The sequence below is a fragment of the Corynebacterium sp. UMB10119B genome (genome assembly GCF_030228125.1).
In the GTDB taxonomy this organism is placed as follows: Bacteria; Actinomycetota; Actinomycetes; order Mycobacteriales; family Mycobacteriaceae; genus Corynebacterium; species Corynebacterium pseudogenitalium.
Map to the genome: position 1 here is coordinate 84512 of NZ_JASPBG010000007.1, position 24108 is coordinate 108619.

A 24108-nucleotide genomic window follows, 5' to 3' on the forward strand; every position below is an offset into this window, starting at 1 on the left:
CTATGCATACCTATAAGTCGATTGCTGTCGGTACTGACGGTTCACCAACTTCGCTTGTTGCGGTTCGTGCTGCTGCGAGCCTGGCCCGCGTGTATGACGCGAAGCTCACAGTCATCTGTGCTCACTACACAGCGTCGGGCTCGATGCTGAACGCAACCAACGCGGAGCTGAGCAAGATCGATATCGTGACGGAATCGGGCGCCGAGGATATCTTGAGGCGTGCGAAGGCGATCGCAGTCGAAGAACAGGCACCAGAGATTAACTTGGTCTCCAGTGGCGGCCAGCCTGCGAATGTACTGCTGGAATCAGTAAAGGAATACAGCGTAGATCTCCTCGTGGTTGGAAACAAAGGAATGCGGTCCCTCGCCGGTCGAGTCTTCGGCAACATCCCAGGTAGCGTGGCAAAGAAGGCGCCGGTTGATGTCATGCTCGTTGACACCCGAGCTGAAGGCCATGACTAGCCTTCATCCGCGCGAGAACCAGGTACTATAAATTTGACCGTGCTTGTTGGCGCCACCGTTATCCAGCGAGCGACAGCTGAATCAGGAAAGGTCTCAAGAATACAGCTATGGCCAATTACTACAAGACCATCGTCGTAGGGTCCGACGGGTCCAAGTCTTCACTGCTCGCCGTTGAGCGTGCTGCAAAAATGGCGAGTGCATTTGGTGCCACGCTAGTGATCGGTACCGCGTATTACGAAACGGAAGCGGACGCGACGAAGAGCCTGCGACAAGATTCGGTCACCATCCTCGGTGACAAGGACGCGTTGGCAAATCTTGAAGCGGCAGCAGAACATGCGCGACAGCACGGAGCAAAAGACGTGCAGACTGCGACCCGTCCGGGTACTCCAGTAGAGGCTCTGATGGCGATTGTTCGTGACAACAATGCGGAACTGCTGGTGGTCGGTAACCGCGGTATCAACTCTCTGACCGGTCGCCTGCTGGGGTCTGTCCCAGCAGACGTTGCTCGCCAATCGGACTGCGACGTCATGATCGTACATACCGTCAGCTAACGTCTTCATGTAACAACCTCCGGCCAACTGCATGGCCGGAGGTTGTTCTATGGCATCTCACCGATGACGGCGAGGCTTTGAGTTGCTCGGGTCATCGCCACGTAGAGGTCTTGCCAACCTTGCGGAGAGGCGTCGATAATTTCTTGGGGTTCTATTAGTACTACATGGTCAAATTCGAGTCCCTTCATCGCATCGACATTTGACTTGTCGATGATCGCTGTCGTGCGCCCATCCTCGTATGTTGCGACAGTTTCTGGGGTGGTGCCGGAAGGCCAAAACTCGACGGGTTGCCCGGTGCTTCGAATACTCTCAGGGACCGCTGCCTCTGAGTCGATCGCGTGAAGAACTTTCGCGGCGTACTTCATAATCTCCGACGGAGTCCGGTAGTTCACACTCAAGGTATGCGTGCGGAAACGCGAGCCAACGAACGGTTCCAGCGTTGCTGACCAGTCGTCTGAACCCGCAGGCGAAGAAGTCTGCGCGGTGTCTCCAACTAATGTCATCCACTTTGATGGGCAGCGCCGAAACACCATCTGCCATTCCATCGGTGAGAGCTCTTGTGCCTCATCTACAATTACATGCCCATAGGCCCATGTGCGATCTGCGCGTGCGCGCTCTGCGGTCGAACGGATATCGGTGCTCGCCTGGCGCTGCGCGAGCGTTTCCGCATCAATGACGTCTGATGCAGAAAGGATCTCAGCCTCGAACTGGTCGTCATCGTTGTCAGTGGACTCGGATGAAGCCAAGACGTCCAACGCGTCCTCTGCCTCGGCCACCTGCTGTTGCCACGCATCGTCATCGGAGTCACGAATACCCTCCGCTGGGCTACTACCAATAAGAATCGACAGCTCGTCGAGTAACGCAGCATCCGACGGGGCCGTTGCCGCACCAGGCTCCCGAAAGAGGGCATCTTGTGTGTAGTCGTCGTAGTCATACGCGACAGCTGCGATTGCGTCGCGGTCTTCAAGCAGATTGCGTAGTACTTCTGCAGGCGACAGAGTGGGGAAGTGGGCGTCAATAAACTCTCGGACCTGGGATTCTTCAGCCAGGTCATCGTGGAGCTGATCGACGTCCGCAGCAGATAACAGATTCTCACCGCCTAGAGGGTCCGCACCAATGGTGTTGGCAAGTGCTTGCGCAAGAAGTTCGCAAAGATGTTCCGCAAACACGGCTCGTGCTTCATTATGAGGACGACGTGACCGTCGTGCTTTGGTTCTGGCTGCCTTAACCATGGCCGGCGTCGCAGCGACGGGAACGTTCTCAATTGAAAGGGTTACCGCGCGCTCCGGAACCGTCTCATATGACTGCACAGCCCGCTTGAGAATCGTGACCATCTCAATCGAGCCTTTGACTTCCCGTGCAGCAAGCGACTCGCTACCTTCCGGGGTAAAACCGGGGATTAAGTCTGAGATGGTGGAAAGCACTACGCCGGTCTCGCCGAGCTCCGGAAGAACTCGCGAGATGTAGTCCAAAAAGACGGTATTGGGGCCAAGAACCAAGACGCCGGTCTTCGCCAGCTGCGCTCGCCAAGTATAGAGCAGATACGCAACACGATGAAGAGCGACTGCAGTCTTGCCAGTACCTGGACCACCCTCGACAACCATCACTCCACGCGTAGCGTCACGAATGACGGCATCCTGTTCACGCTGGATTGTCTCAACGATGGATTGCATGTGCGCAGTGCGTGGCCGATTCATGGCGCGTCGCAGCGCAGCCTCGGATCCGACACCCGAGGCTTCAACGCCCGTACCTGTGCCGGAGAGGACCTCGTCGTCAATAGCTTCCACCGTGCGGCCCCTCATACGGATGTTTCGCCGGGTTTGCACGCCTGAAGGGTGCGCCGTCGTTGCGAGGTAAAACGACCGTGCCATGGGTGCACGCCAATCGATGAGGAGCGTCCGGTACTTGTCTTCGGGGGCGTCGATGCCCATCCGGCCTATATAGCGTCGGTCAAGATTGTCGCTGTTAGGGACTAGATTCTCCGGTGACTCGTCCTCCACATCAATTCGGCCAAAAACTAAGCCAACTTCTGCCAGGTTGAGTGCATCGAGTTTTGCATTCAGCCCATGATATTCGGTTTCGCGCCGGACGAGCGCATCAGAATCTGGGTTGTCAGGGTCGACATCTCGTTGCACCGCTTCCAGTTTGGCTTGGGCTTTCGATACTTCATCGTCAAGACGAGAAAATAGACCGTCGACGTAGTGCTGTTCGCGAGCAACCTCTTGCTCTGACACGGTGAACATAATCTCCTTCAAAGTAAAAGCCACCCCGCAACCACAACTATGCGGCCACGGGGTGTACTACAGAAAGTCAGATTAGCTGAGCTTCTTCTGAACCTTCTTTACCAGCTTGTTCGCGCGCTTTTCGGCCTTCTTAGCCTTACGCTTCCACTTCCACTGCTTGCACTTTGACGGCGCAACATCCAAGTTGTCGAAGGCATCCTGCAGGGAGTCAACCGCGCTCTGGGCACGGTCCTGCAGCTTCGCGGTGCTCTTCTTTACCTTGCGCTTTGCCTTGAACTGGTCCAACTTGCTTGGCTCGAGGCTCTCCAGCTTGTCCTGGAGATCCCCAACAACGCTGTTGACCTTGCGCTTTGCCTTGAACTGCTGGAGTTTGCTTGGCTTCAAGTCCTTGTAGGTGTCTTGAGCGCTATCGGAAACATCCTCCATCCAGTCACCCGCATCAGAAAGGAACGAGGAGGTTTGCTTGCGCGCATCCTGCCAGAAGCCCTCAGCTGCGTCAGATGCCTGGTCCGCAAACTTAGAGGCCTGCTTCTTCCAGTCATCCTTGTTGTTATCGACGTAGTCGACCACTTGATCTGCAGTATCGGACAGCCAGTTACTTGCTTTACCCAGAGCCTTTTCGGTCTCAGACTGGGTAGGCAGTGCCTGCTGTACGTTCTTCTTCGCGGTGCGGGCAGCCTGCTGGGCGCGCCAATGCAGCCCTGGCTTGCCAGCAGTGTCCACAGTCGCGAGGAGCACACCACCGGCGAGAGCGACATCGGTCAGCGCGCCAGTCTGACGACGCTGCTTCTCATTCGCCTCGTCAGCCTCCCAGAAGGCATTACGGCCGATAATCGAGGGGATTGCAGTCGCAGCGAGCAGTGCAGCGGAAGTGCGTGGCAGCTTGCCAATGGCGAAGAGGCTGCCTGCACCTGCTTTAATGCCACCAACGACCTGAGCGGCCGTCTTCGGGTCGCTCGGGATCAGACCACGGTACTCGCTCGGAACGGCACCGCGGACCTTATCTAAAAGCGCCTTCGTGCTTTCTTTATTGGCATTTGGGTCACGCAGCGTCTGAACACCGTCAACGATGTAGACGGACGCGAGCATTGGCCTTGCGAGTTTTCGAATCATAAATGCATTCCTCTTTTCTTTTCGCAACGTACCGGTCGCTGTATATACGTTCTATGTGACGTCCGACATTCGGATTACGCTTTTACCAGCGACGGTTCCACCAAACATCTAAATCTGGACGCTCTGCACCAAGCGTAGTGGATTTACCATGGCCCGGCCACACAATTGTCTCATCCGGGTATGCGTCGAAGAGTTTTTCTTTGACATCGCGGAAGAGTCGCACGAAGTCGCCTTCGGAATTTGTTTTCCCAAGCCCACCAGGGAAAAGGGAATCACCGACAAAGAGGTTAGGCACCCCCTTGAGGTCGGCGTGCACGGCTGCGCCACCTGGGGTATGTCCACGCAGAATTACCACTGGGAGCTCGTGGCCTGCGAACGAAATCGAGTCGCCGTCGTGGAGTTCGCGGTCGACAGGAGCAGGCAGGGCAGGTACCTCGAGGAACGGTGCCCAGTGTGTAGCGCCCGTTGCTTCCAGGACTGTAGCCAATGCACGCACGTGGTCGTGGTGGCGATGCGTCGTTAATACATCCGTGATCTTGACTCCGGCCTGTTCGGCCATGGCGAGGATAGCCGGCGCGTCGTCAGCGGCGTCGATTAGCAGGCCCTGGCCATCTGCGCAGAGGAGATAGCAGTTGTTGTCCATCGAGCCGACGGAAACTTGGTGCAGTGTTATTTGGGGCAGTGGAGTTGATCCTGAATTCATGGTGCCTACCCTAGTCAATTCTTTCTTCGCCAGAACAGTGATTACCGAAGTGGTATACGCTGGTATGTTCGGAACAAAATGAACCGATCTTCTGGAAGAGGTATCTAGGTGGCTGACCGTCTTGTTGTACGTGGAGCAAGAGAACACAACCTGAAGGGCGTCGATGTGTCTCTGCCGAGGGACAAGATGGCCGTATTTACAGGCCTGTCTGGATCGGGTAAGTCCTCGCTGGCATTCGATACGATCTTTGCGGAGGGACAGCGTCGATACGTTGAGTCTCTTTCGTCGTATGCTCGGATGTTCTTAGGACAGATGGATAAGCCCGATGTCGATTACATTGACGGACTATCGCCCGCGGTATCAATCGACCAAAAATCGACGAACCGTAACCCCCGTTCGACTGTAGGTACCATCACCGAAATCTACGATTACCTTCGCCTGCTCTATTCGCGGGCTGGCACTCCTCATTGTCCAGAGTGCGACGCTGTGATTGAACGGCAGACGCCGCAACAAATTGTGGACCGCGTGCTGGGGATGGAGGAGCGCCTCAAGTTCCAAGTCCTTGCCCCGGTAGTACGAAAGCGTAAAGGCGAGTTCGTTGACTTGTTTAAGGATCTCGCCGCTCAGGGTTACTCTCGAGTGAGCGTGGACGGCGAGTTGTACCAGCTCAGCGATCCACCGAAGCTTGAGAAGCAGGTCAAACACACGATTTCGGTGGTAGTGGACCGCCTTCAAGTGAAGCAAAGCCAAAAGCAGCGTCTCACCGACTCAGTGGAGACAGCACTCAAACTTGCCGACGGCCTCGTTGGCTTCGAATTCGTTGACTTCGATGAGGGCAACCCTGATCGGATCCAGATCTTCTCTGAAAAGATGGCGTGCCCGAACGGGCACAAACTTAACGTTGAGGAGTACGAGCCGCGCGCGTTCTCGTTTAACTCACCGTTTGGTGCCTGTCCAACGTGTGATGGTCTCGGGACGCAGAAGAAGATTGACGAAGAACTCGTTATTCCAGATCCAGACGCACCAGCAATTGATGCTTTCCAGCCATGGAACTCCAGCCCGAACAAGCGATACTTCGTCAAATTGATTGAAGCGTTAGCAAAAGAGGAGGGCTTTGATGCTCACGCTCCGTTCAGCTCGCTGACAAAAACGCAGCAGAAGCATTTGGTAAATGGTTCCAAAACCAAGATCAGCGTGCGGTACAAGAACCGCTACGGCAGGCAGCGGTCATTCAGCGCAGCTTATGAAGGCGTCATTGGGTACCTGGAGCGTAAGCTCGAGCAGGCCGAAAGCGATACCCAGAAAGACCGACTGCTTGCTTATACGCGAGAGGTACCGTGTCCTTCGTGCAAGGGCGCTAGGTTGAAGCCCGAGATTCTCGCCGTTCGCCTCGACTCAACAACACATGGTGAACGCTCCATCGCCGGACTTACGGAACTGAGCATTGAGGATGCGTCCGAATACCTTGATAATTTGGTACTTGGTTACCGCGAGGAAATGATCGCGGGTGCGGTGCTTCGAGAGATCCAAGCTCGACTGCACTTTCTCTTGGACGTAGGACTGAGTTACCTCTCGCTAGCTCGGTCAGCCGGCACCCTGTCGGGCGGTGAAGCGCAGCGTATCCGTCTGGCCACGCAAATTGGGTCTGGCCTTGCCGGTGTACTGTACGTGCTTGATGAGCCGTCAATCGGTTTGCATCAACGGGATAACCAGAGGCTGATTAAGACTCTGAAGAAACTTCGCGACCTTGGGAACACGCTAGTTGTGGTCGAGCACGATGAGGAAACAATCCGTGAGGCAGATTGGTTGGTAGACATCGGGCCGCTCGCCGGAGAGTACGGCGGGGAAGTGGTCTACCAGGGTGAACCCGACGGTATCCGTGAAGTAGAGAACTCCATTACCGGAGACTACCTTGCGGGCAGGAAAAAGATTGAGGTCCCGGATCAGCGTCGATCGGTAGACGCAGACCGCAAGCTGAGAGTTGAAGGCGCGCGAGAGAACAACCTCAAGAACGTATCAGTGGATATTCCACTGGGAGTGTTGGTAGCTGTTACTGGGGTATCTGGGTCTGGCAAGTCTACGTTGGTAAACCAGATTCTTGCTAAGACTCTCCAGAATGAGCTCAATGGAGCTCGACAAGTCCCGGGACGTGTAAAGAAAGTTAGTGGCCTTGACCATCTAGATAAACTTGTCCAAGTCGACCAGAGTCCCATCGGGCGTACACCACGATCAAACCCCGCGACGTATACAGGGGTGTTTGACAAGATCCGCAATCTATTCGCGGAAACACAAGAGTCAAAGGTTCGCGGCTACAAGGCTGGCCGATTCTCGTTCAATGTCAAAGGCGGGCGCTGTGAAGCGTGCCGTGGTGATGGCACTATCAAGATTGAGATGAACTTCCTACCGGATGTATACGTCCCGTGTGAGGTGTGCCAGGGAGCACGATACAACCGTGAAACCCTCGAAGTGCGCTATAAGGGTAAGAACATTGCCGAAGTTCTCGATATGCCGATTTCTGAAGCAGCTGAGTTCTTCGAGCCAATTCAGTCAATCCATCGATACCTCAACACGCTTGTCGACGTCGGCCTGGGCTACGTACGTCTTGGGCAGGCTGCGACAACGTTATCCGGTGGTGAGGCACAGCGAGTGAAGCTGGCGGCAGAATTGCAGAAGCGAACTAACGGCCGAACGATTTACATCCTCGACGAGCCCACTACGGGGCTGCACTTCGAAGACATTCGTAAGCTCATGCTTGTGCTGAATGGCCTGGTGGAAAAGGGCAACACTGTGTTGGTGATCGAACACAACCTGGACGTTATCAAGTCGGCGGACTGGGTGATTGACATGGGGCCTGAGGGGGGATCAGGCGGTGGAACGGTGGTCGCGCAGGGAACGCCAGAAGACGTAGCACGTAATGGCAAGTCTCATACAGGTGCTTTCTTGAAGGAGATATTGCAATAAATCCAGCTTGAATGCATGATTTGCTTGAATAAACTTCATGTATTAAAGTTCTCACCACTACCGCCCAGAGCATTCTTTACAAAGGTGCCTGGGCCACAAGTGGAGTGAATCCCACCCCATGCCGGTCGACAGTGATCAGGATACGGGTCAAGGTAGCCAAAGTCTTTTGGCTGCCTACGGAAAGCTCCCGCGTTATTGCTAATAGCGCGGGTTTTGTGCTTTTGCGCAGAATCACTGGTGGTCTGGTAGCGATCACACATTGGTTTCTATGTTTTAGGAGTTCTCATCAGCGCTGAAGCTCGGATTAACGATCGTATCCGCGTCCCGGAAGTCCGCTTGGTCGGCCCGTCCGGCGAGCAGGTAGGGATCGTCCGTACCGACGATGCTCGGAAACTGGCTTACGAGGCCGATCTTGACCTCGTCGAAGTTGCGCCAAAGGCGAAGCCGCCCGTGGCGAAGATCATGGACTACGGCAAATACAAGTATGAGCAGGATCAGAAGGCTCGCGAGGCTCGCAAGAACCAGCAGCAGACCGTAGTGAAGGAACAGAAGTTCCGTCCTAAGATCGATGAGCACGACTACCAGACGAAGAAAAACAATGTGGAGCGCTTCCTAGAGAAGGGCAACAAGGTCAAAGTCACCATCATGTTCCGTGGCCGCGAGCAATCGCGCCCAGAACTCGGCTACCGCCTCCTCGAGCGTCTTGCAGACGACATTCAAGAGGTTGGTGTCGTGGAGTCCCGTCCGAAGCAGGACGGGCGAAACATGACGATGGTATTCGGACCTGCTCGCAAGGGCAAAAAGTAGATCAAGTTTTCAACTCTGAAGGGCTTTCAACATGAAGCAGAAGACCCACAAGGGCACCGCAAAGCGCATCAAGGTTAACGGCAAGGGCAAGCTGCGTCGTGAGCAGGCTGGTAAGCGCCACCTGAACGAGAAGCTGTCTTCGAAGCGTCGTCGCAAGCTCTCGGGTACCACCGACGTAGCTAAGAACGACGTGAAGCGCATGAAGCGCCTCCTCGGCATGTCCTAAGCACTGCCCAAGTTAAAACAACCGGTGAACGAAAGAAAAGGAAGTATTGACTCATGGCACGTGTCAAGCGTTCAGTTAATGCCAAGAAGAAGCGTCGCGCGATTCTGAAGTCCGCAAAGGGCTACCGTGGCCAACGCTCCCGCCTGTACCGTAAGGCAAAAGAACAGTGGCTGCACTCCCAGACCTACGCTTACCGCGATCGTCGTAAGCGCAAGGGTGAGTTCCGTAAGCTGTGGATTCAGCGTATCAACGCCGCGGCCCGTATGAACGACATCACTTACAACCGTCTCATTCACGGCTTGAAGCTCGCAGAGGTCGAGGTTGACCGCAAGATCCTCGCGGAGCTCGCAGTGAACGACTTTGCAGCCTTCTCCGCTATCTGCGAGATCGCTAAGAAGGCCTTGCCAGCTGACGTAAATGCGCCAGTTGATGCAGCATAAGTTGCCTAGAACGTTGAACTAGGACGGAGCCCGTCGGCAAGCGTGAACGCTTGGCGGCGGGTTTTTACATTCAGGAGTAGGAAATTTCGTGGCCCTTGACTTTTCACAGCCCTTCACCGAACGAACCCCGCGAGTCGTGAATGCAGCGAAGCTGCTCCGCGCAAAAGGACGCAAGAAAGCAAACCGCTTTCTGGTGGAAGGGGTGAACAGCGTCGAGGCTGCCGTAGCTACGGGCGCGGCTACTGACCTCTTCGTGACAGAACATGCTTCACAAGCCTTTGCTGACGTTGTGACTACCGCAGAATATATGGATGTATATGTTCATGCCATTACAGACATCGCAGCGAAGCACGTGAGCGACACTGTAAACACCACTGGTATTTTTGCTGTTTGCAAGCCAGTGTTGTGGTCAGTCGGGGCAGCTCTTCGCGGTAAGCCTTCTTTTGTTGTGGTCGGGATTGATACTAACGATCCGGGTAACGCAGGCACGATGATTCGCATTGCTGACGTGTGCGGGGCGGATGCTGTCATATTTGCCGGCGACTGCGTCGATCCTGAGTCGGGCAAGGCTGTGCGGGCCTCAGCAGGTTCGTTGTTTCACTTACCTGTGGCACGCGAGCGCAATACCCAGGACGTCCTTGGCCAGTTAAAAGCAGCAGGGCTTCAGACAGTAGCGACGACTATTGACGGCGAGGTATCCCTTGAGAAAACAAGTGATCTGCTTTCTGCCCCGATTGCTTGGCTGTTCGGAAATGAAGCACACGGATTGCCAACAGCTATTGCAGATCGTGCTGATGTACGGGTATCAATCCCGATTCAGGGATCTGCAGAGTCGCTGAACCTTGCAACAGCGTCAGCAATGTGTCTTTGGGAAACTGCCAAAGCAAAGATGGCGCAACAAGAGCTTTAGTTATATGTGTCGTGTCTGAAGCGACAGGTATGCTTAGTTTCGTTTTAACGGCTTTACAACCTTTACTACAAAGCGTAATCGGAAGGACCGAGTGTGTCGGAAAATAGTGGAATCGAATTGTCAGAAGAGAAACTCAATGCGGCAGCAGAAGCTGCAATTTCGGATTTTGAAGCAGCTGCAGACCTGCAGGCGTTAGAAGAGGCTCACAAGCAGCACTTGGGCGACCAAGCCTACATACCTCAGGCTCGGCGTGCACTCGGTTCGTTGCCAAAGCAAGACCGTAAAGACGCTGGTAGGGCAGTGAATGTGGCCCGAGGCCGTGTAGAGAAGGCGTATGCCAAACTTCACGCGGTGTGTGAAGCCGAGTACCGCGAGGCTCAATTGAAAGCAGAGGCTGTCGACGTAACTCTACCGACACGTCGTTCTCAGCTGGGCGCGATGCACCCCATCACAACGTTGAGTGAGCAGATCGCAGATATCTTTATCGGCATGGGGTGGGAGATCGCCGAAGGGCCAGAAATCGAAGCCGAATACTTTAATTTTGATGCACTGAACTTCATTCCGGATCACCCGGCGAGGACGCTGCAGGACACCTTTTACGTTGGTAAACCTGGTTCCCGCCAGGTGATGCGCACGCATACTTCGCCTGTCCAGGTTCGAACGATGCTTGACCGTGATGTGCCTGTGTACATTGCTTGCCCTGGCAGGGTATTCCGCACCGATGAACTTGACGCAACGCACACCCCAGTTTTCCACCAGATTGAGGGTCTTGCCGTCGATAAAGGCCTGACTATGGCTCATTTGCGTGGCACACTCGACCACCTTGCGAAGACGCTGTTCGGGCCAGAGACGAAGACGCGTATGCGTACCAATTACTTCCCCTTCACCGAGCCATCTGCTGAGGTAGACGTTTGGTTCCCAAATAAAAAGGGTGGTGCTGGCTGGATCGAGTGGGGTGGCTGCGGCATGGTGAACCCGAACGTGCTTCGCGCAGTAGGCATTGATCCGGATGAGTACTCAGGCTTTGCGTTCGGGATGGGCCTTGAACGTACTCTCCAGTTCCGTAACGGCTTGTCAGACATGCGTGACATGGTCGAAGGCGATATCCGTTTCACCGTCCCATTTGGTGTGCAGGCTTAAAGGAGTTAATGACATGCTGATTTCAAAAAATTTCCTCACCACCCTTCTGCAACAGGCGGGCAATACTGGTTGGTCTGTCACTGACGAAGAGATGGACGCAGGCTTCGTTCGCGTCGGTTTTGAGACTGAAGGCTACGCCCCGATTGAAAAAACCGAGGGTCCCCTAGTGCTCGGCAAGGTCCTTGAAATTGAAGAGCTCACCGAGTTCAAGAAGCCGATTCGTTACTGCCAGGTTGACGTGGGACAGGCGAATGGCACGGGTGAGCCGCAGGGCATTATTTGCGGTGCACGTAACTTTACTGTTGGCGACACGGTAGTTGTCGCGCTTCCGGGGTGCGTTCTTCCGGGTAATTTCGCTATTTCTGCGAGAAAGACTTACGGGCATATCTCTAACGGGATGATGGCGTCAGCGGCGGAGCTCGGTCTGACCGCGAAGAGTGCTGGCATCATTACTCTTAGCGATGAAATCGGCGCCCCTGGCACTGATGCGCGGGAAGTTCTGGATTTCGACGACACTATCTTCGAAGTGAACGTCACTCCGGATCGTGGTTACGCTTTGTCGGCGCGTGGCCTAATGCGAGAGCTTGCGTCGGCATTCGACATCGCTTTTGTCGACCCAGCTCAGCAGCCTGACATCGTCGGCATCGATATTTCTGCAGTTCCTGCGCCAGCAGGTTCCCTTCTCGACGTCACCGTAGAGCCGGACACCGCTACGAAGCGCTTCGGGCTGCGAAAGGTGGAAGGCATCGACCCCGAAGCGGCGTCGCCGTTTTGGATGCAGCGCGAGCTCATGCTCAGCGGCATCCGTCCAGTGAACGGCGCAACCGATGTTACGAACTTCGTAATGTTGCTGCTCGGTCAGCCGATGCACGCCTTTGACGCAGATACAATCTCTGGCGCGCTTCGCATCCATAATGCGGAAGAGGGCACTGAATTCGAAACACTGGATCATACAATGCGAACCCTTCGCGCTTCCGATGTAGTCATTTCTGATGACTCTGGAATTCAGTCTCTGGCTGGTGTCATGGGTGGCACGACCTCTGAAATTTCGGAAACCACGAAGAATGTTTACTTCGAAGCAGCAACTTGGGATGAACTTACGGTTGCGCGTACTGCTCGTCACCACAAACTGAGCTCAGAAGCCTCCCGTCGATTTGAGCGTGGAGTCGATCCGGCACTGGTGGAGGTAGCGTTGGATGTAGCTTGTGAGCTGCTGACGAGCTTTGCCGGGGGCAAGGTTGCAGCAGGTCGTACGTTGGTGGGTGAGGTGCATCAGCGAACTGAGATCTCTATGGCGAAAACGTTCCCTTCGGCATTGATCGGCGTCAAGTACTCTGAAGAGACCATTTCTCAGCGGCTACATGAAGTCGGGTGCGGCGTTGAAGAAAGTGGTGGCAATTTCATTGTGACGCCACCTTCCTGGCGGAATGACCTTACGGTCCCAGTAGAGCTTGTAGAAGAGATTGTTCGGCTCGAAGGGCTTGACGCTATTCCATCGATTCTTCCGACGCCGAAGGGGGGACGTGGCCTGACTGCAACGCAAAAGCGTCGTCGTGCAGTGACGCATGCTCTTGCGTACTCAGGTTACGCAGAGATTATTCCTACACCGTTTATGGCCACGGGTCTTTTCGACGCCTGGGGCCTGAGCAAGGACGATGCCCGCCGCGCAACCGTGTCTGTTCAGAATCCTCTGGATAGCGACTACGCCGTACTCGCTACGACACTCTTGCCCGCAATGCTCGAGGCAGTAGCGAAAAATGCGGCCCGCGGTCAGCATGACGTGTCGATTTACTCAGTTGCACAGGTAGCTATCGGCGGGGAAGCTGAAACACCAATGCCAAGCGTTGATCACCGCCCGGACGAAGAGACCCTGGCAGCAGTGGTGAACTCATTGCCGAAGCAGCCGCTGCATGTTGCAACTGTTGGCGTCGGAGATGCCGAAGTAGAGGGGCCTTGGGGCGATTCGCGAATGTACTCGTGGGCTGATGCTGTTGAATCTGCGCAGATAGTGGCGCGGACAGCCGGGATAGAGCTCGAGGTCCGGGCAGCAGACTACCTACCATGGCATCCGGGACGCTGCGCAGAGTTGCTGGTCGACGGCCAAGTTGTTGGTCACGCAGGTGAACTACACCCGCAGATTCTGGAAGAATGTGGCTTACCTGCACGAGTTTGCGCAATGGAGATGGACCTTTCGGCATTGCCACAGAGTGCTCACTTGCCCGCTCCGAAGCTGTCTGCGTACCCGGCAGTTCACCAGGACCTTGCATTGGTCGTGGACGACTCGACACCGGCCGAAAGCGTGCGAAAGACCGTAGCAGAACACGCCGGGCCGTTATTGGAAAATGTAACGCTGTTTGACGTCTATCGTTCTGAGTCCCTCGGCGAAGGCAAGAAGTCGCTCGCATTTGGACTCTTGTTCCGTGCGGATGACCGAACGCTCACTGAAGACGAAGCGTCGGAAGGGCGTTTAGCTGCGGCTGAGGCAGCGAAACAGGAATTTAATGCCACGATGAGGGCGTAGGTTACTTTTGCTGCTGACAGGCAGGACATCGCAGTGAGCGGCGTCCTGCCTGCTGTCGTTTTAGGAATGCATGTATCTTGAATCGGCACGAGCTTGCCATTTGTCTGGCAGGATGGGACTCCGTAGCCACAAGCGTCTACACCCGTAAAGGAGCCATAAAACCATGCCACAACAGACCGTTCTCACCCCTAAGGGATTTGTGGCTGCAGGTCTTCACGCGGGAATACGCGAAGGCGAGGGGCGTGATCTGGCGCTCATTGTTAATCAGGGACCTGCTTGGAACGCAGCAGCGGTGTTTCCAGATAGTCGGGTCTGCGCCTCGCCTGTTCGAGCTACGCGCGAAGTTATGCGCTCGCATGCTGTGAACGCAGTTGTTTTAATATCAGGCAACGCTAATGCGTTCAACGGTTCAACGGGGGATGCGGACACTCGTGAGATTCAGAAGCGCGTATCCCAAGAGATTGGAGTCCCAGAAGACCGGGTCGCAGTCTGCGCGAAGGGACAGTTCGCAGTGCCTTTGCCAATGGAGCGTGTGAAAACTGGGTTAGCCAAACTCGCCACGGATCTGGGAGATTCCCCTGCGCACGCTGAATCGGCTGCGGCCGCAATAGCGTCAACCCAAGGAACGATCAATCAAGCAGGCGTGAGCTGTGGAGCTTGGAGTGTCGGGGGCATTTCCCAGGGGGCTGGAAATTCACAGGAAACACTAGACACAGTACTGGGGTGCCTCACCACAGATGCGCTTGTACCGGCCTTTTCACTCGAAAAGGCATTGCGACGGGCTATGGAAACTACGTTTAATACGCTTGATCGATCTACAGCCCCGCTAACGAACGATACGGTGTTGTTGCTCGCATCTGGTGCGAGCCAGGTCACCCCCAACCAAACTCAGTTGGATGAGGCAGTGCTTGCGGTTTGCGAGGCATTGGTGGAGCAGCTTTTGGTCAACCAGGGAAGCGCGACCAAGAAATTGACGCTTGCCGTAGCTGGCGCTGCAAATGATGAAGAGGCACGCATCGCAGCACAAGCCGTAGCATGTGACGGACGTTTTCGAGAGTCGCTACTCAGTGGTGCTCCGGACTGGCCACGCGCACTTGCGATTGCGGGGAAGACAAAAGTGTGCCTAGATGCTGAGGCACTGGAGATCAACGTCAATGGAACACAGCTCTGCCAGGGAATCACTCCGCTCTTGACAAGCCGGGTGCTTGACTACGACGAACACGTGACTATTACGCTGGATCTAGGAACTCGTGGCGTCGGTACAGCAACAGTGCGGACGCTTTTGGAGCCTATGTAAGGGGAAAGTGGGCGTCGAAAAGCGAACGTCCAGGAGGCTTTGAAAATACAATAGGGGAGACGTCCGCATATTTTGCAGCAATCATAACGCAGAAATAGGAAGTAAACAGCATGGTGAACTCAGTTCGGCACTTTTTCGCAGACGATGACTTGACGCCAGAGGAACAAGCGCAAGTGCTCACGCTTGCCGCAGAGATGAAAAAGAACCCGTATGCGCACCGACCTCTCGAAGGGCCGAAGTCTGTTGCGGTACTTTTCGACAAGACCTCCACGCGCACGCGGTTCTCCTTCGATACAGGGATTGCACAGCTGGGTGGGCACGCGATTGTTGTCGAAACTCAGAATGCACAAATGGGCAAGGGTGAGTCCTACCAAGATACGGCGGCGGTGCTTTCGCGATACGTCGAAGCAATCGTTTGGAGGACGTATGCCCACGACAATTTGCTCCAGATGGCGGAGACATCACAGGTTCCGATTGTTAACGCGCTTTCCGATGACCTGCACCCGTGCCAAATTCTTGCGGATCTGCAAACAATCGTCGAAACCTTTTGTCCTGAGCAGGGGCCGGCGGGACTCCACGGCCTGAAAGCTGTGTATTTGGGAGATGGCGCTAACAATATGGCCAACTCCTACATGATTGGGTTCGCAACTGTGGGGGTAGACATCGCGATCATCGCGCCTCCGGAGTTTCATCCGGAGCAGCGGTTTGTGGACCGTGCGCGTGATCGTGCAAGCCAGACAGGTGCGACAGTCACGGTTACCAGCGATGTTGCTGCGGTAGCTGGAGCAGACGTGGTTATCACGGATACTTGGGTGTCAATGGGCATGGAGGGAGATGGAAAAGATCGACGCACTCCGTTCTTGCCATACCAAGTAAATAGTGGAATTATGCAAATGGCCGGTAATAATGCGATATTTCTTCACTGCCTACCGGCGTATCGTGAAAACGAAGTGACCGCAGAAGTAATCGATGGGCCGCAGTCGCGAGTCTTCGATGAAGCTGAAAATCGTCTTCACGCCCAAAAGGCGTTGTTGACCTGGTTGTTGGAGCACCAATAATGACCCAAACTGTCTCAAGAACTGCGCGACAAGCTCGGATTCTGGAGATACTTGTGAGCACGCGAGTGTCTTCTCAGATCCAGCTTTCCGAGCTTTTGCAAGACGAGGGTATCGAGATTACGCAGGCAACCCTGTCCCGTGATCTTGATGAGCTGGGAGCAAAGAAAGTGCGGCCAAGCGACGGAGGCCGTGCATATTACACGGTGAACTCCGATGCCGAGGCTTTTGATGCCTTGCATACAGGCCCACGTGAGAAACTTCGTCGAATGATCGAGGAACTCGTCGTCTCTGTTGACCATTCTGCGAATATGGCTGTACTGCGAACTCCACCTGGAGCTGCACAATATCTGGCTAGCTATATAGACAGAGTCGGTTTGGAGCAGGTAGTAGGCTGTATCGCTGGTGACGATACGATTTTTGTTCTCGCCCGAGATCCGCTTAAGGGCGGTGACCTAGCCCAGCAGGTATTTGGACGCAATACAAAGGCGTAAGTGACGCCGAAGCAAGCACAAACCCCGCGCTAGGTATACTATGTACCGCAGTGCAGAATATGATCTAGAAACACAAGGAGCTTTGATCCATGACTAACCGTGTTGTACTCGCATACTCAGGCGGGCTCGATACCTCTGTTGCGATTTCCTACCTCGGCGAAATGCTTAATGGCGAAGTCATTGCAGTAGCACTCGACCTTGGCCAGGGCGGCGAAGATATGGAGTCCGTACGTCAGCGCGCATTAGATTGCGGTGCTGTGGAATCCATCGTTATCGATGCGAAAGATGAATTTGCTGAGGACTACTGCCTGCCAACCATCAAGGCGAACGGTATGTACATGGGTGAGTACCCGTTGGTGTCAGCAATTTCCCGCCCGTTGATCGTAAAGCACCTTGTGAAGGCCGCACAGGAGCACGGTGGCACTCACGTATCACACGGTTGCACCGGTAAAGGCAATGACCAGGTTCGTTTTGAGGTTGGATTCCTGAACCAGGACCCAGATCTGGAAATTGTTGCGCCTGCTCGCGATTTTGCGTGGACACGCGATAAGGCGATTGCGTACGCAGAAGGAAAGGACCTGCCAATTGAGCAGTCGGCAGCTTCGCCATTCTCGATTGACCAAAACGTTTGGGGGCGCGCGGTAGAGACAGGCTTTTTGGAGGACCTCTGGAACGCGCCGACGAAGGATCTATACGCTTACACGGAAAGCCCTTCGATGGGCAATGCGCCTGACGAAGTCATTATCTCGTTCGAGGGAGGCAAGCCGGTTGCAATCGACGGCCGCCCGGTAACGATGTTGGAAGCAATCGAAGAGATGAACCGTCGCGCTGGTGCGCAGGGCATCGGTCGTCTGGATATGGTCGAAGACCGCTTGGTTGGCATTAAGTCCCGTGAGATTTACGAAGCGCCAGGCGCGGTCGCTCTGATTACGGCGCACAAGGCGCTCGAGGACGTTACGATTGAGCGCGAGCTGGCTCGCTACAAGCGACTTATCGACGCGCGCTGGTCGGAGGAAGTGTACGACGGTCTTTGGTTCGGTCCGCTCAAGCGCTCCCTGGATGCGTTCATCGAGTCGACACAGGAGCACGTCACTGGGGACATCCGCATGGAAATGCATGCAGGTAAGGCAGTGGTCAATGGCCGCCGCTCCAACCACTCCCTGTACGACTTCAACCTCGCAACGTACGACACAGGCGACACTTTCGACCAGACCTACGCTAAGGGCTTCGTCCGTTTGCATGGTTTGTCATCGCAGATCGCGAACAAGCGCGATCGCGAAGCGAAATAGCAGGGAGCTTTGGAAGTTATGCAGCAGCATAAGACGAATGAAGGCGCGCTGTGGGGCGGTCGGTTTTCTGGCGGCCCTTCTGAGGCGATGTTCGCGCTGAGCGTATCGACGCACTTCGATTGGGTGCTTGCGCCTTATGATGTATTGGCATCGAAAGCTCACGCAAAAGTCTTGCACCGTGCAGGACTTCTTTCGGACGAAGACCTGAAGACCATGCTCGAGGGGCTTGAGCAACTCGGCGCAGACGTTGCAAGTGGTGCGTTTGTTCCCGAACCGACGGACGAAGATGTTCACGGCGCAATGGAGCGCGGCCTGATCGACCGAGTAGGTCCTGAGGTAGGAGGGCGCCTGCGTGCAGGGCGCTCGCGGAATGACCAGGTGGCAACGATGTTCCGGATGTGGGTTCGTGATGCCCTGCGCGGTGTTGCTCTGCACATTACGGATCTCATCGATGCTCTCGTTGCACAGGCGGCTGCACATCCCGATATCATCATGCCGGGTAAGACCCACTTCCAGGCTGCGCAGCCTATTTTGCTCGCACACTCGTTGCTCGCTCACGCACACCCGCTGTTGCGTGACTTGGAGCGGATTCAGGATGCGGACAAGCGGTTGGCTGTGTCGCCGTACGGCTCTGGCGCTTTGGCGGGTTCTTCGTTGCACCTAGACCCGGAGGCGATTGCGGAAGAACTTGGCTTCTATGAAGCAACCGACAACTCACTGGACGGCACAGCTTCGCGTGATTTCGCAGCCGAAGCGGCCTACGTTCTAGCCCAGATTGCAGTGGATGTGTCCCGCTTTGCGGAAGAGATTATCGCCTGGTCGACGCCAGAGTTCGGTTACGTCACGTTGGACGACGCATGGTCGACTGGTTCTTCGATCATGCCGCAAAAAAAGAACCCAGACGTTGCGGAGCTTGCCCGAGGCAAGTCAGGTAGGTTAATCGGCAACCTTACCGGATTGATGGCCACTCTTAAGGCGCAGCCTCTCGCGTATAACCGCGATTTGCAAGAAGACAAGGAGCCGGTAATCGATTCCGTAAACCAGCTCAACATTCTTCTGCCAGCGTTTACCGGGTTGGTCTCGACTCTCAAGTTCCATGGTGATCGAATGCGTGAGATTGCACCTGCGGGATTCACGCTTGCTACCGATTTGGCAGAGTGGATGGTTCGCCAGGGTGTGCCATTCCGAGAGGCGCACGAAGCTTCCGGAGCATGCGTACGCATCGCGGAGTCCCGAGGCGTCAACCTTATTGACTTGACAGATGAGGAGCTCGCGAGCGTAGACCCTCGACTTAACGCAGGTGTCCGTGACGTGCTCACGATTGAGGGTGCTGTGAGCTCGCGCGATACACGCGGTGGAACCGCCGGCCCACGGGTAGAAGAACAGCGTGTACGCGTAGCGGAGGCAAATAGGAAGTATCGAGCGTGGGCAGAGAAGCCTGTGCGGGGTTAAAATCGGTACCGCATTTGCGACGCCCACCTTTCGGTGGGCGTTTCCACTTTTTGTAGTGGTGGCGTCGATAAGTGACTAACAAGGGTGAGGTAAGCTCAACTGCATGAGTCTTGATCCCAAACTTCTCGACGTACTGGTGTGCCCGCAAGACAAAGGGCCGCTTGAGTATAAGGAAGACGAACAGTTGCTGGTGAATGAACGCATTGGTGTCGCGTATCGGATCGACGATGGTATCCCAGTCCTGCTAATCGACGAAGCAGTTCCCTATACAAACACCCACAAGTAACGACGCTGGGAAGACGACTCTCTGAAAGGAATTTCATGACTAACGCAAACATTATCGACGAACTCGAGTGGCGTGGCCTGATCAATCAGCACACGGATCTGGAGGCGTTGCGTGAAGAAACGCAGAAGCCTATCACGTTGTACTGTGGCTTCGACCCGACTGGCCCTTCACTACATGCAGGTCACCTGGTGCCGCTGCTGATGCTGCGCAGGTTCCAACTCGCTGGACACCGGCCAATTGTGCTAGCAGGTGGTGCTACCGGCAAGATAGGCGACCCGCGTGACGTGGGCGAGCGCACGATGAATTCCGATGACACTGTGGCAGATTGGGCCGAGCGAATTGGAGGTCAGCTGTCAAAGTTCGTCGATTTTGACGGTGAGAACGGTGCGCTGCTGCTGAATAATAATGATTGGATTAAGGACTGGAAGGTCATCGAGTTCCTTCGGGACGTCGGCAAGCATTTTTCGCTCTCCACAATGCTGAGTCGTGATACCGTGAAGCGTCGCCTGGAAAACGACGGGATTTCTTTTACCGAGTTTTCGTACATGCTGTTGCAGGCACATGACTTTGTACAGTTGCGTCGTACGCACAATTGTGTGCTGCAGGTTGGTGGTGGCGACCAGTGGGGCAACCTGGTTGCTGGTGTTGATCTGAACCGACGCATGGATTCGGAGCGCGTGCATGCGTTAACCGTTCCGCTTGTGACGGACTCCGAGGGCAAGAAGTTTGGCAAGTCCACCGGCGGTGGTTCGTTGTGGCTTGACCCAGAAATGACCAGCCCGTACACCTGGTACCAGTACTTTGTTAATGCGGCGGACGCCGATGTGATCCGGTACCTGCGGTGGTTCACGTTTCTCGATAAGGAAGAGCTGGATGCTCTTGCCGTCGAGGTCGAAGAGCGACCGTTTAAGCGAGAGGCACAGAAGCGGTTGGCGCAAGAGATGACAGATCTCGTCCATGGCCGCGAAGCTCGTGAGGCCGTTGAGTTAGCGTCCCAGGCGCTATTCGGTAAAGCAGATCTGACTGATCTCGATGAGCGTACCTTGGCCAGCGCTGTTGCCGAGACGAATGTGTTCGAGGTCGCGGCTGGAGCTGAAGTCAGCATCGTGGACATGCTGGTCGGCTCCGGCTTGGCCGACTCGAAGGGTGCTGCCCGTAGATCGCTGAAGGAAGGCGGCATTTACGCCAACAACGAGCGTGTAGTAGATGAGAACTGGGTTCCATCCGTGGATGATTTTCTGCATGGAACCTGGCTCGTGCTGCGTCGTGGTAAGAAGACATTCGCAGGCGTGAAGCGCAGCTAGGCGCAGGTGACAGCATCTGAAAGCAACGCGGTGGTAGGGCAGAAGCCTATGCCACCGCGTTAAGTCTTTCCATGATGGTTGCTGCGATGCCCTCGGGAGTGTCATCGATATCCACAGCGAAACCCAGCTCGTCCGGTTGGAGCGATTCAAGCGTATCTAGCTGGGAATCCAACATTGAAGCAGGCATGAAGTGATCCGTACGGTGGCTCAGCCGTTTCAGCAGTAGCTCACGCGGCCCGTCTAGGTGCACAAATATAAGGGGTACGTCGGCTAGTCGGAGCTTGTCGCGATAAATGCGTTTCAGCGCTGAACATGTAACGACGGTTCGCTTTCCAGCACTGTCTTGCTTTTGAAGCCAGTTCGAGAGTTTCTCAAGCCACGGCCAGCGGTCCTCGTCGGTGAGAGGTTGGCCCTTACTCATCTTTTCGACGTTTTCCGCCGGATGAAACTCATCAGCCTCGACGAGTTCAAAGCCGGATCTCTGCGCAAGAATCTCGGCGATGGTGGTCTTTCCGCTTCCGCACACGCCCATAAGGATGAGGTGCACCGGGGGTAGCTTCTCTGCTTCATGCATGTTCTTCCCTCCTTGTTGCTTCGCGAGTGGGGGTAGTTAAAGAAAGCGTCGCCCTGACATTGATGCAGTGCACGAGCGCCCACTGAAGTATGTGTATTCTAACGCTATAGCCAGTTTTCCGTATTGATGCTCCGTAGATAGGCGCGTCGATACGGCCTTGAAACCTCGCTTGAGAAGAGACAGGATAGCTCATGGAAACTTGGGAACAGACGTTGTCGGCCGGCCCCTTAATGGGGATCGCTGCGGTCGGCATTGCCCTCATTCTTTTGCTCATTATTCAGTTCAAGGTCCATGCGTTCGTCACGCTGATTCTTGTGTCTGTCTTGACCGCTATCGCGGCAGGCATTCCAACAGGAGAACTGTATGACGTTGTGATGGGCGGCTTCCGATCCACACTTGGCGACGTGGGTATTCTTGTCGGTTTGGGCGCGATGCTTGGCAAACTTATTGAGTACTCCGGTGGCGCTAGAGTCCTCGCCAACACGATGATCGATAGGTTCGGCGAGCGGCGAGCGCCGATGGCGCTTGGTGTGGCCTCGCTCTTGCTTGGCTTCCCAATGTTTTTCGACGCCGGCCTCGTTGTCATGCTGCCGATCATTTTCGCAGTTGCCGCTCGTATCGGTGGACCAATCTTGCTCTACGCAATTCCGACGGTTGCTGCATTCTCTGTCATGCACGTCTTCGTGCCTCCGCATCCAGGACCAGTCGCTGCTTCGACATTCTTCGACACAAACCTTGGTCTGCTGATCGTTTTTGGCTTGATTGTTGCAGTTCCAACGTTTTATGTTTCGGGCCTTTTGTGGGGTAAGTATTGCGCAAAGAAGTTCCCGTTTACGTCAGTAGCAAACGCCGTTTTCAACTCGGACGACAGCGATATTAAGTCATTGCCGAAAACAGGCACTGTCATTACGATTCTGCTGCTCCCGATGCTGTTGATATTCCTGAACACGGGTGTCGACTTTGCGACGAAATCTGGCGCAATTACAGGTGACGAAGCCTGGGCGCAGGCGTTCACATTCCTTGGAAAGTCCGGTATTGCGCTGTTGATTTCGGTTCTCGTCGCGCTTCCAGTGCTCGGGACCTCACGTGGGGTGAAGGGTTCGGCGCTGGAAAAACTCGTCGATTCGGCGTTAGGGCCAATTGCATCCGTTGTGTTCATTACTGGTGCCGGTGGCATGTACGGCGGAGTTCTTCGTGCGTCTGGTATCGGCGATGCCATCGCGGATCTCATGCAAGGACTAGGAATTCCAGTCATCCTCGCTGTGTACTTGGTAGCGGTGATCATGCGCGTTGCGCAGGGATCTGCAACTGTAGCGCTGACAACCACGGCCGGATTGATGGCTCCAGCAGTACTGGCTGGCGGCTACTCGGAAATTCAGATCGTCGCAATTACATTGGCGTGTGCGGCCGGTTCGGTTTGCTGCTCTCTAGTGAACGACTCCGGCTTCTGGCTTGTGGGCCGTCTTTTTGGGATGGACGTCAAGACCACACTGAAAACTTGGACGCTGCAGCAGACCATAGAATCCGTGGCGGCATTCCTAATCACGCTTCTGATCTTTGTCCTTTTCTAACTCCTCGAGAAGGCGTTAGGGGAACGCAATCTGATCCGTTAGCGCCTTCTCAATAAACTACTTCTACCAGCCAATTTGTGTTGTTGTTGGTGTGTGTGTAACTTTATGTGAGTCAGCGAGACCGACAACGCCCCGCCAGACAGACTCGGTAAAGAGTTGGTTGGTGAGATGGCGGTTAGGAAAACTACCGCTGGCCGACATAATGAAATAGGTTCTATGATGTGGCGCGTGTTTGCGTTGTTGAGAATGTTTTGTTAGTGTCAATCTTCGTCGCTTTGAATGCGCCACTGTGTTTTGTGGTGTGTTTGGGTGTGCGGTTGTTGTTTGAGAACTCGATAGTGTGCCAATGTACTTTTTATTTTTTTTGATTGCATTGACTTTTGGTTGCGTGCTGTGTGCCATGTTTTGGTGTGTGCCGGCGGTGATGCTTGAACCTATGATTGAGTGTCACTAGTTACTGGTACAAGTTTTACACGGTTATGTTGACTGTATTGGTTGATGTGGTTGTGACTGGTCCTGTTTTGCCCCGTCGGGTTGGGACCGGTTGTTTGTACTTTACAGTTTTTGTAATTTTAGGATTTTGCCAGACACTGACTGTTGTTGGTGGTTGGTTTGTTTTTGGTTAGGTTTTCAGGCTTTTCACGGCCTTGTTTCTTTCTGAAATAGTTTTTGTGGAGAGTTTGATCCTGGCTCAGGATGAACGCTGGCGG

Annotated in this window: 22 protein-coding genes; 17 read left to right on the top strand and 5 right to left on the bottom strand. The window is 54.8% G+C overall.

The window, feature by feature from the left end; translation table 11 throughout:
- Positions 1-2 precede the first annotated feature (2 nt).
- Together QP802_RS07085 and QP802_RS07090 are read left to right on the top strand one after the other, a co-directional pair.
- The gene (locus tag QP802_RS07085) at positions 3-461 is read left to right on the top strand and encodes a universal stress protein (protein WP_070362532.1); all 459 of its coding nucleotides are present in this window, start codon (positions 3-5) and stop codon (positions 459-461) included.
- Positions 462-568: 107 nt separating this feature from the next.
- Entirely contained in the window at positions 569-1012 is a 444-nt protein-coding gene (locus tag QP802_RS07090) for a universal stress protein (RefSeq protein WP_070362531.1), read from the top strand.
- 47 nt (positions 1013-1059) lie between these two features.
- Here QP802_RS07090 and QP802_RS07095 read toward each other — a convergent pair whose 3' ends face one another.
- The 3 genes from QP802_RS07095 to QP802_RS07105 form a co-directional block, all read right to left on the bottom strand.
- A complete protein-coding gene (locus QP802_RS07095; protein WP_284818023.1) occupies positions 1060-3255 on the bottom strand; it encodes a HelD family protein in 2196 nt (731 codons plus the stop codon).
- Between the two features lie 72 nt (positions 3256-3327).
- Positions 3328-4368 carry a DoxX family protein gene (locus tag QP802_RS07100; RefSeq protein ID WP_284818024.1) on the bottom strand — a complete coding sequence of 347 codons (1041 nt, stop codon included), beginning with the start codon at positions 4366-4368 and terminating at the stop codon, positions 3328-3330.
- 82 nt (positions 4369-4450) lie between these two features.
- Positions 4451-5071 carry an MBL fold metallo-hydrolase gene (locus QP802_RS07105; RefSeq protein ID WP_284818026.1) on the bottom strand — a complete coding sequence of 207 codons (621 nt, stop codon included), beginning with the start codon at positions 5069-5071 and terminating at the stop codon, positions 4451-4453.
- A 108-nt stretch (positions 5072-5179) separates the two neighbouring features.
- Between QP802_RS07105 and uvrA the strand changes: the two genes are divergently transcribed.
- From uvrA to tyrS, 14 genes are all read left to right on the top strand, one after another.
- A complete protein-coding gene (uvrA, locus tag QP802_RS07110; protein ID WP_284818044.1) occupies positions 5180-8032 on the top strand; it encodes an excinuclease ABC subunit UvrA in 2853 nt (950 codons plus the stop codon).
- A 258-nt stretch (positions 8033-8290) separates the two neighbouring features.
- A complete protein-coding gene (infC, locus tag QP802_RS07115) occupies positions 8291-8839 on the top strand; it encodes a translation initiation factor IF-3 (protein WP_083290943.1) in 549 nt (182 codons plus the stop codon).
- A gap of 31 nt (positions 8840-8870) precedes the next feature.
- Entirely contained in the window at positions 8871-9065 is a 195-nt protein-coding gene (rpmI, locus tag QP802_RS07120) for a 50S ribosomal protein L35 (RefSeq protein WP_070362525.1), read from the top strand.
- A 53-nt stretch (positions 9066-9118) separates the two neighbouring features.
- Positions 9119-9505, top strand: a complete 387-nt coding sequence (gene rplT / locus QP802_RS07125; protein ID WP_070362524.1) for a 50S ribosomal protein L20 — start codon at positions 9119-9121, stop codon at positions 9503-9505.
- A gap of 88 nt (positions 9506-9593) precedes the next feature.
- Entirely contained in the window at positions 9594-10415 is an 822-nt protein-coding gene (locus QP802_RS07130) for a TrmH family RNA methyltransferase (protein WP_284818045.1), read from the top strand.
- A gap of 111 nt (positions 10416-10526) precedes the next feature.
- Positions 10527-11555, top strand: coding sequence for a phenylalanine--tRNA ligase subunit alpha (pheS, locus tag QP802_RS07135; protein WP_407933406.1), 1029 nt, complete (start codon positions 10527-10529; stop codon positions 11553-11555).
- A gap of 13 nt (positions 11556-11568) precedes the next feature.
- Positions 11569-14076, top strand: coding sequence for a phenylalanine--tRNA ligase subunit beta (pheT, locus tag QP802_RS07140; protein ID WP_284818049.1), 2508 nt, complete (start codon positions 11569-11571; stop codon positions 14074-14076).
- 163 nt (positions 14077-14239) lie between these two features.
- Positions 14240-15373 carry a bifunctional ornithine acetyltransferase/N-acetylglutamate synthase gene (locus tag QP802_RS07145; protein WP_284818051.1) on the top strand — a complete coding sequence of 378 codons (1134 nt, stop codon included), beginning with the start codon at positions 14240-14242 and terminating at the stop codon, positions 15371-15373.
- A 110-nt stretch (positions 15374-15483) separates the two neighbouring features.
- Positions 15484-16431 carry an ornithine carbamoyltransferase gene (gene argF / locus QP802_RS07150; protein ID WP_284818053.1) on the top strand — a complete coding sequence of 316 codons (948 nt, stop codon included), beginning with the start codon at positions 15484-15486 and terminating at the stop codon, positions 16429-16431.
- Positions 16431-16922 carry an arginine repressor gene (locus QP802_RS07155; RefSeq protein WP_070362518.1) on the top strand — a complete coding sequence of 164 codons (492 nt, stop codon included), beginning with the start codon at positions 16431-16433 and terminating at the stop codon, positions 16920-16922. The genes argF and QP802_RS07155 overlap by 1 nt, the downstream gene beginning before the upstream one ends.
- An 89-nt stretch (positions 16923-17011) precedes the next feature.
- Positions 17012-18211 (top strand): argininosuccinate synthase, encoded by a 1200-nt coding sequence (locus QP802_RS07160; protein WP_070479104.1) that lies wholly within the window; start codon positions 17012-17014, stop codon positions 18209-18211.
- Between the two features lie 18 nt (positions 18212-18229).
- On the top strand, positions 18230-19663 hold the full coding sequence (gene argH, locus QP802_RS07165; RefSeq protein ID WP_070479102.1) for an argininosuccinate lyase: 1434 nt from the start codon (positions 18230-18232) through the stop codon (positions 19661-19663).
- Positions 19664-19766: 103 nt separating this feature from the next.
- The gene (locus QP802_RS07170; RefSeq protein ID WP_070362515.1) at positions 19767-19949 is read left to right on the top strand and encodes a Trm112 family protein; all 183 of its coding nucleotides are present in this window, start codon (positions 19767-19769) and stop codon (positions 19947-19949) included.
- Positions 19950-19984: 35 nt separating this feature from the next.
- On the top strand, positions 19985-21253 hold the full coding sequence (tyrS, locus tag QP802_RS07175; RefSeq protein ID WP_070479100.1) for a tyrosine--tRNA ligase: 1269 nt from the start codon (positions 19985-19987) through the stop codon (positions 21251-21253).
- A 46-nt stretch (positions 21254-21299) separates the two neighbouring features.
- Here tyrS and QP802_RS07180 read toward each other — a convergent pair whose 3' ends face one another.
- A complete protein-coding gene (locus QP802_RS07180; protein WP_284818055.1) occupies positions 21300-21827 on the bottom strand; it encodes a gluconokinase in 528 nt (175 codons plus the stop codon).
- 191 nt (positions 21828-22018) lie between these two features.
- On the opposite strand from QP802_RS07180, the gene QP802_RS07185 reads away from it, so the two are divergent.
- On the top strand, positions 22019-23398 hold the full coding sequence (locus QP802_RS07185; RefSeq protein WP_284818057.1) for a GntP family permease: 1380 nt from the start codon (positions 22019-22021) through the stop codon (positions 23396-23398).
- 63 nt (positions 23399-23461) lie between these two features.
- On the opposite strand, the gene QP802_RS07190 is transcribed toward QP802_RS07185, so the two are convergent.
- Complete coding sequence (locus QP802_RS07190; protein WP_284818059.1) at positions 23462-23800, bottom strand: hypothetical protein; 339 nt, start codon at positions 23798-23800, stop codon at positions 23462-23464.
- Positions 23801-24108 lie beyond the last annotated feature (308 nt).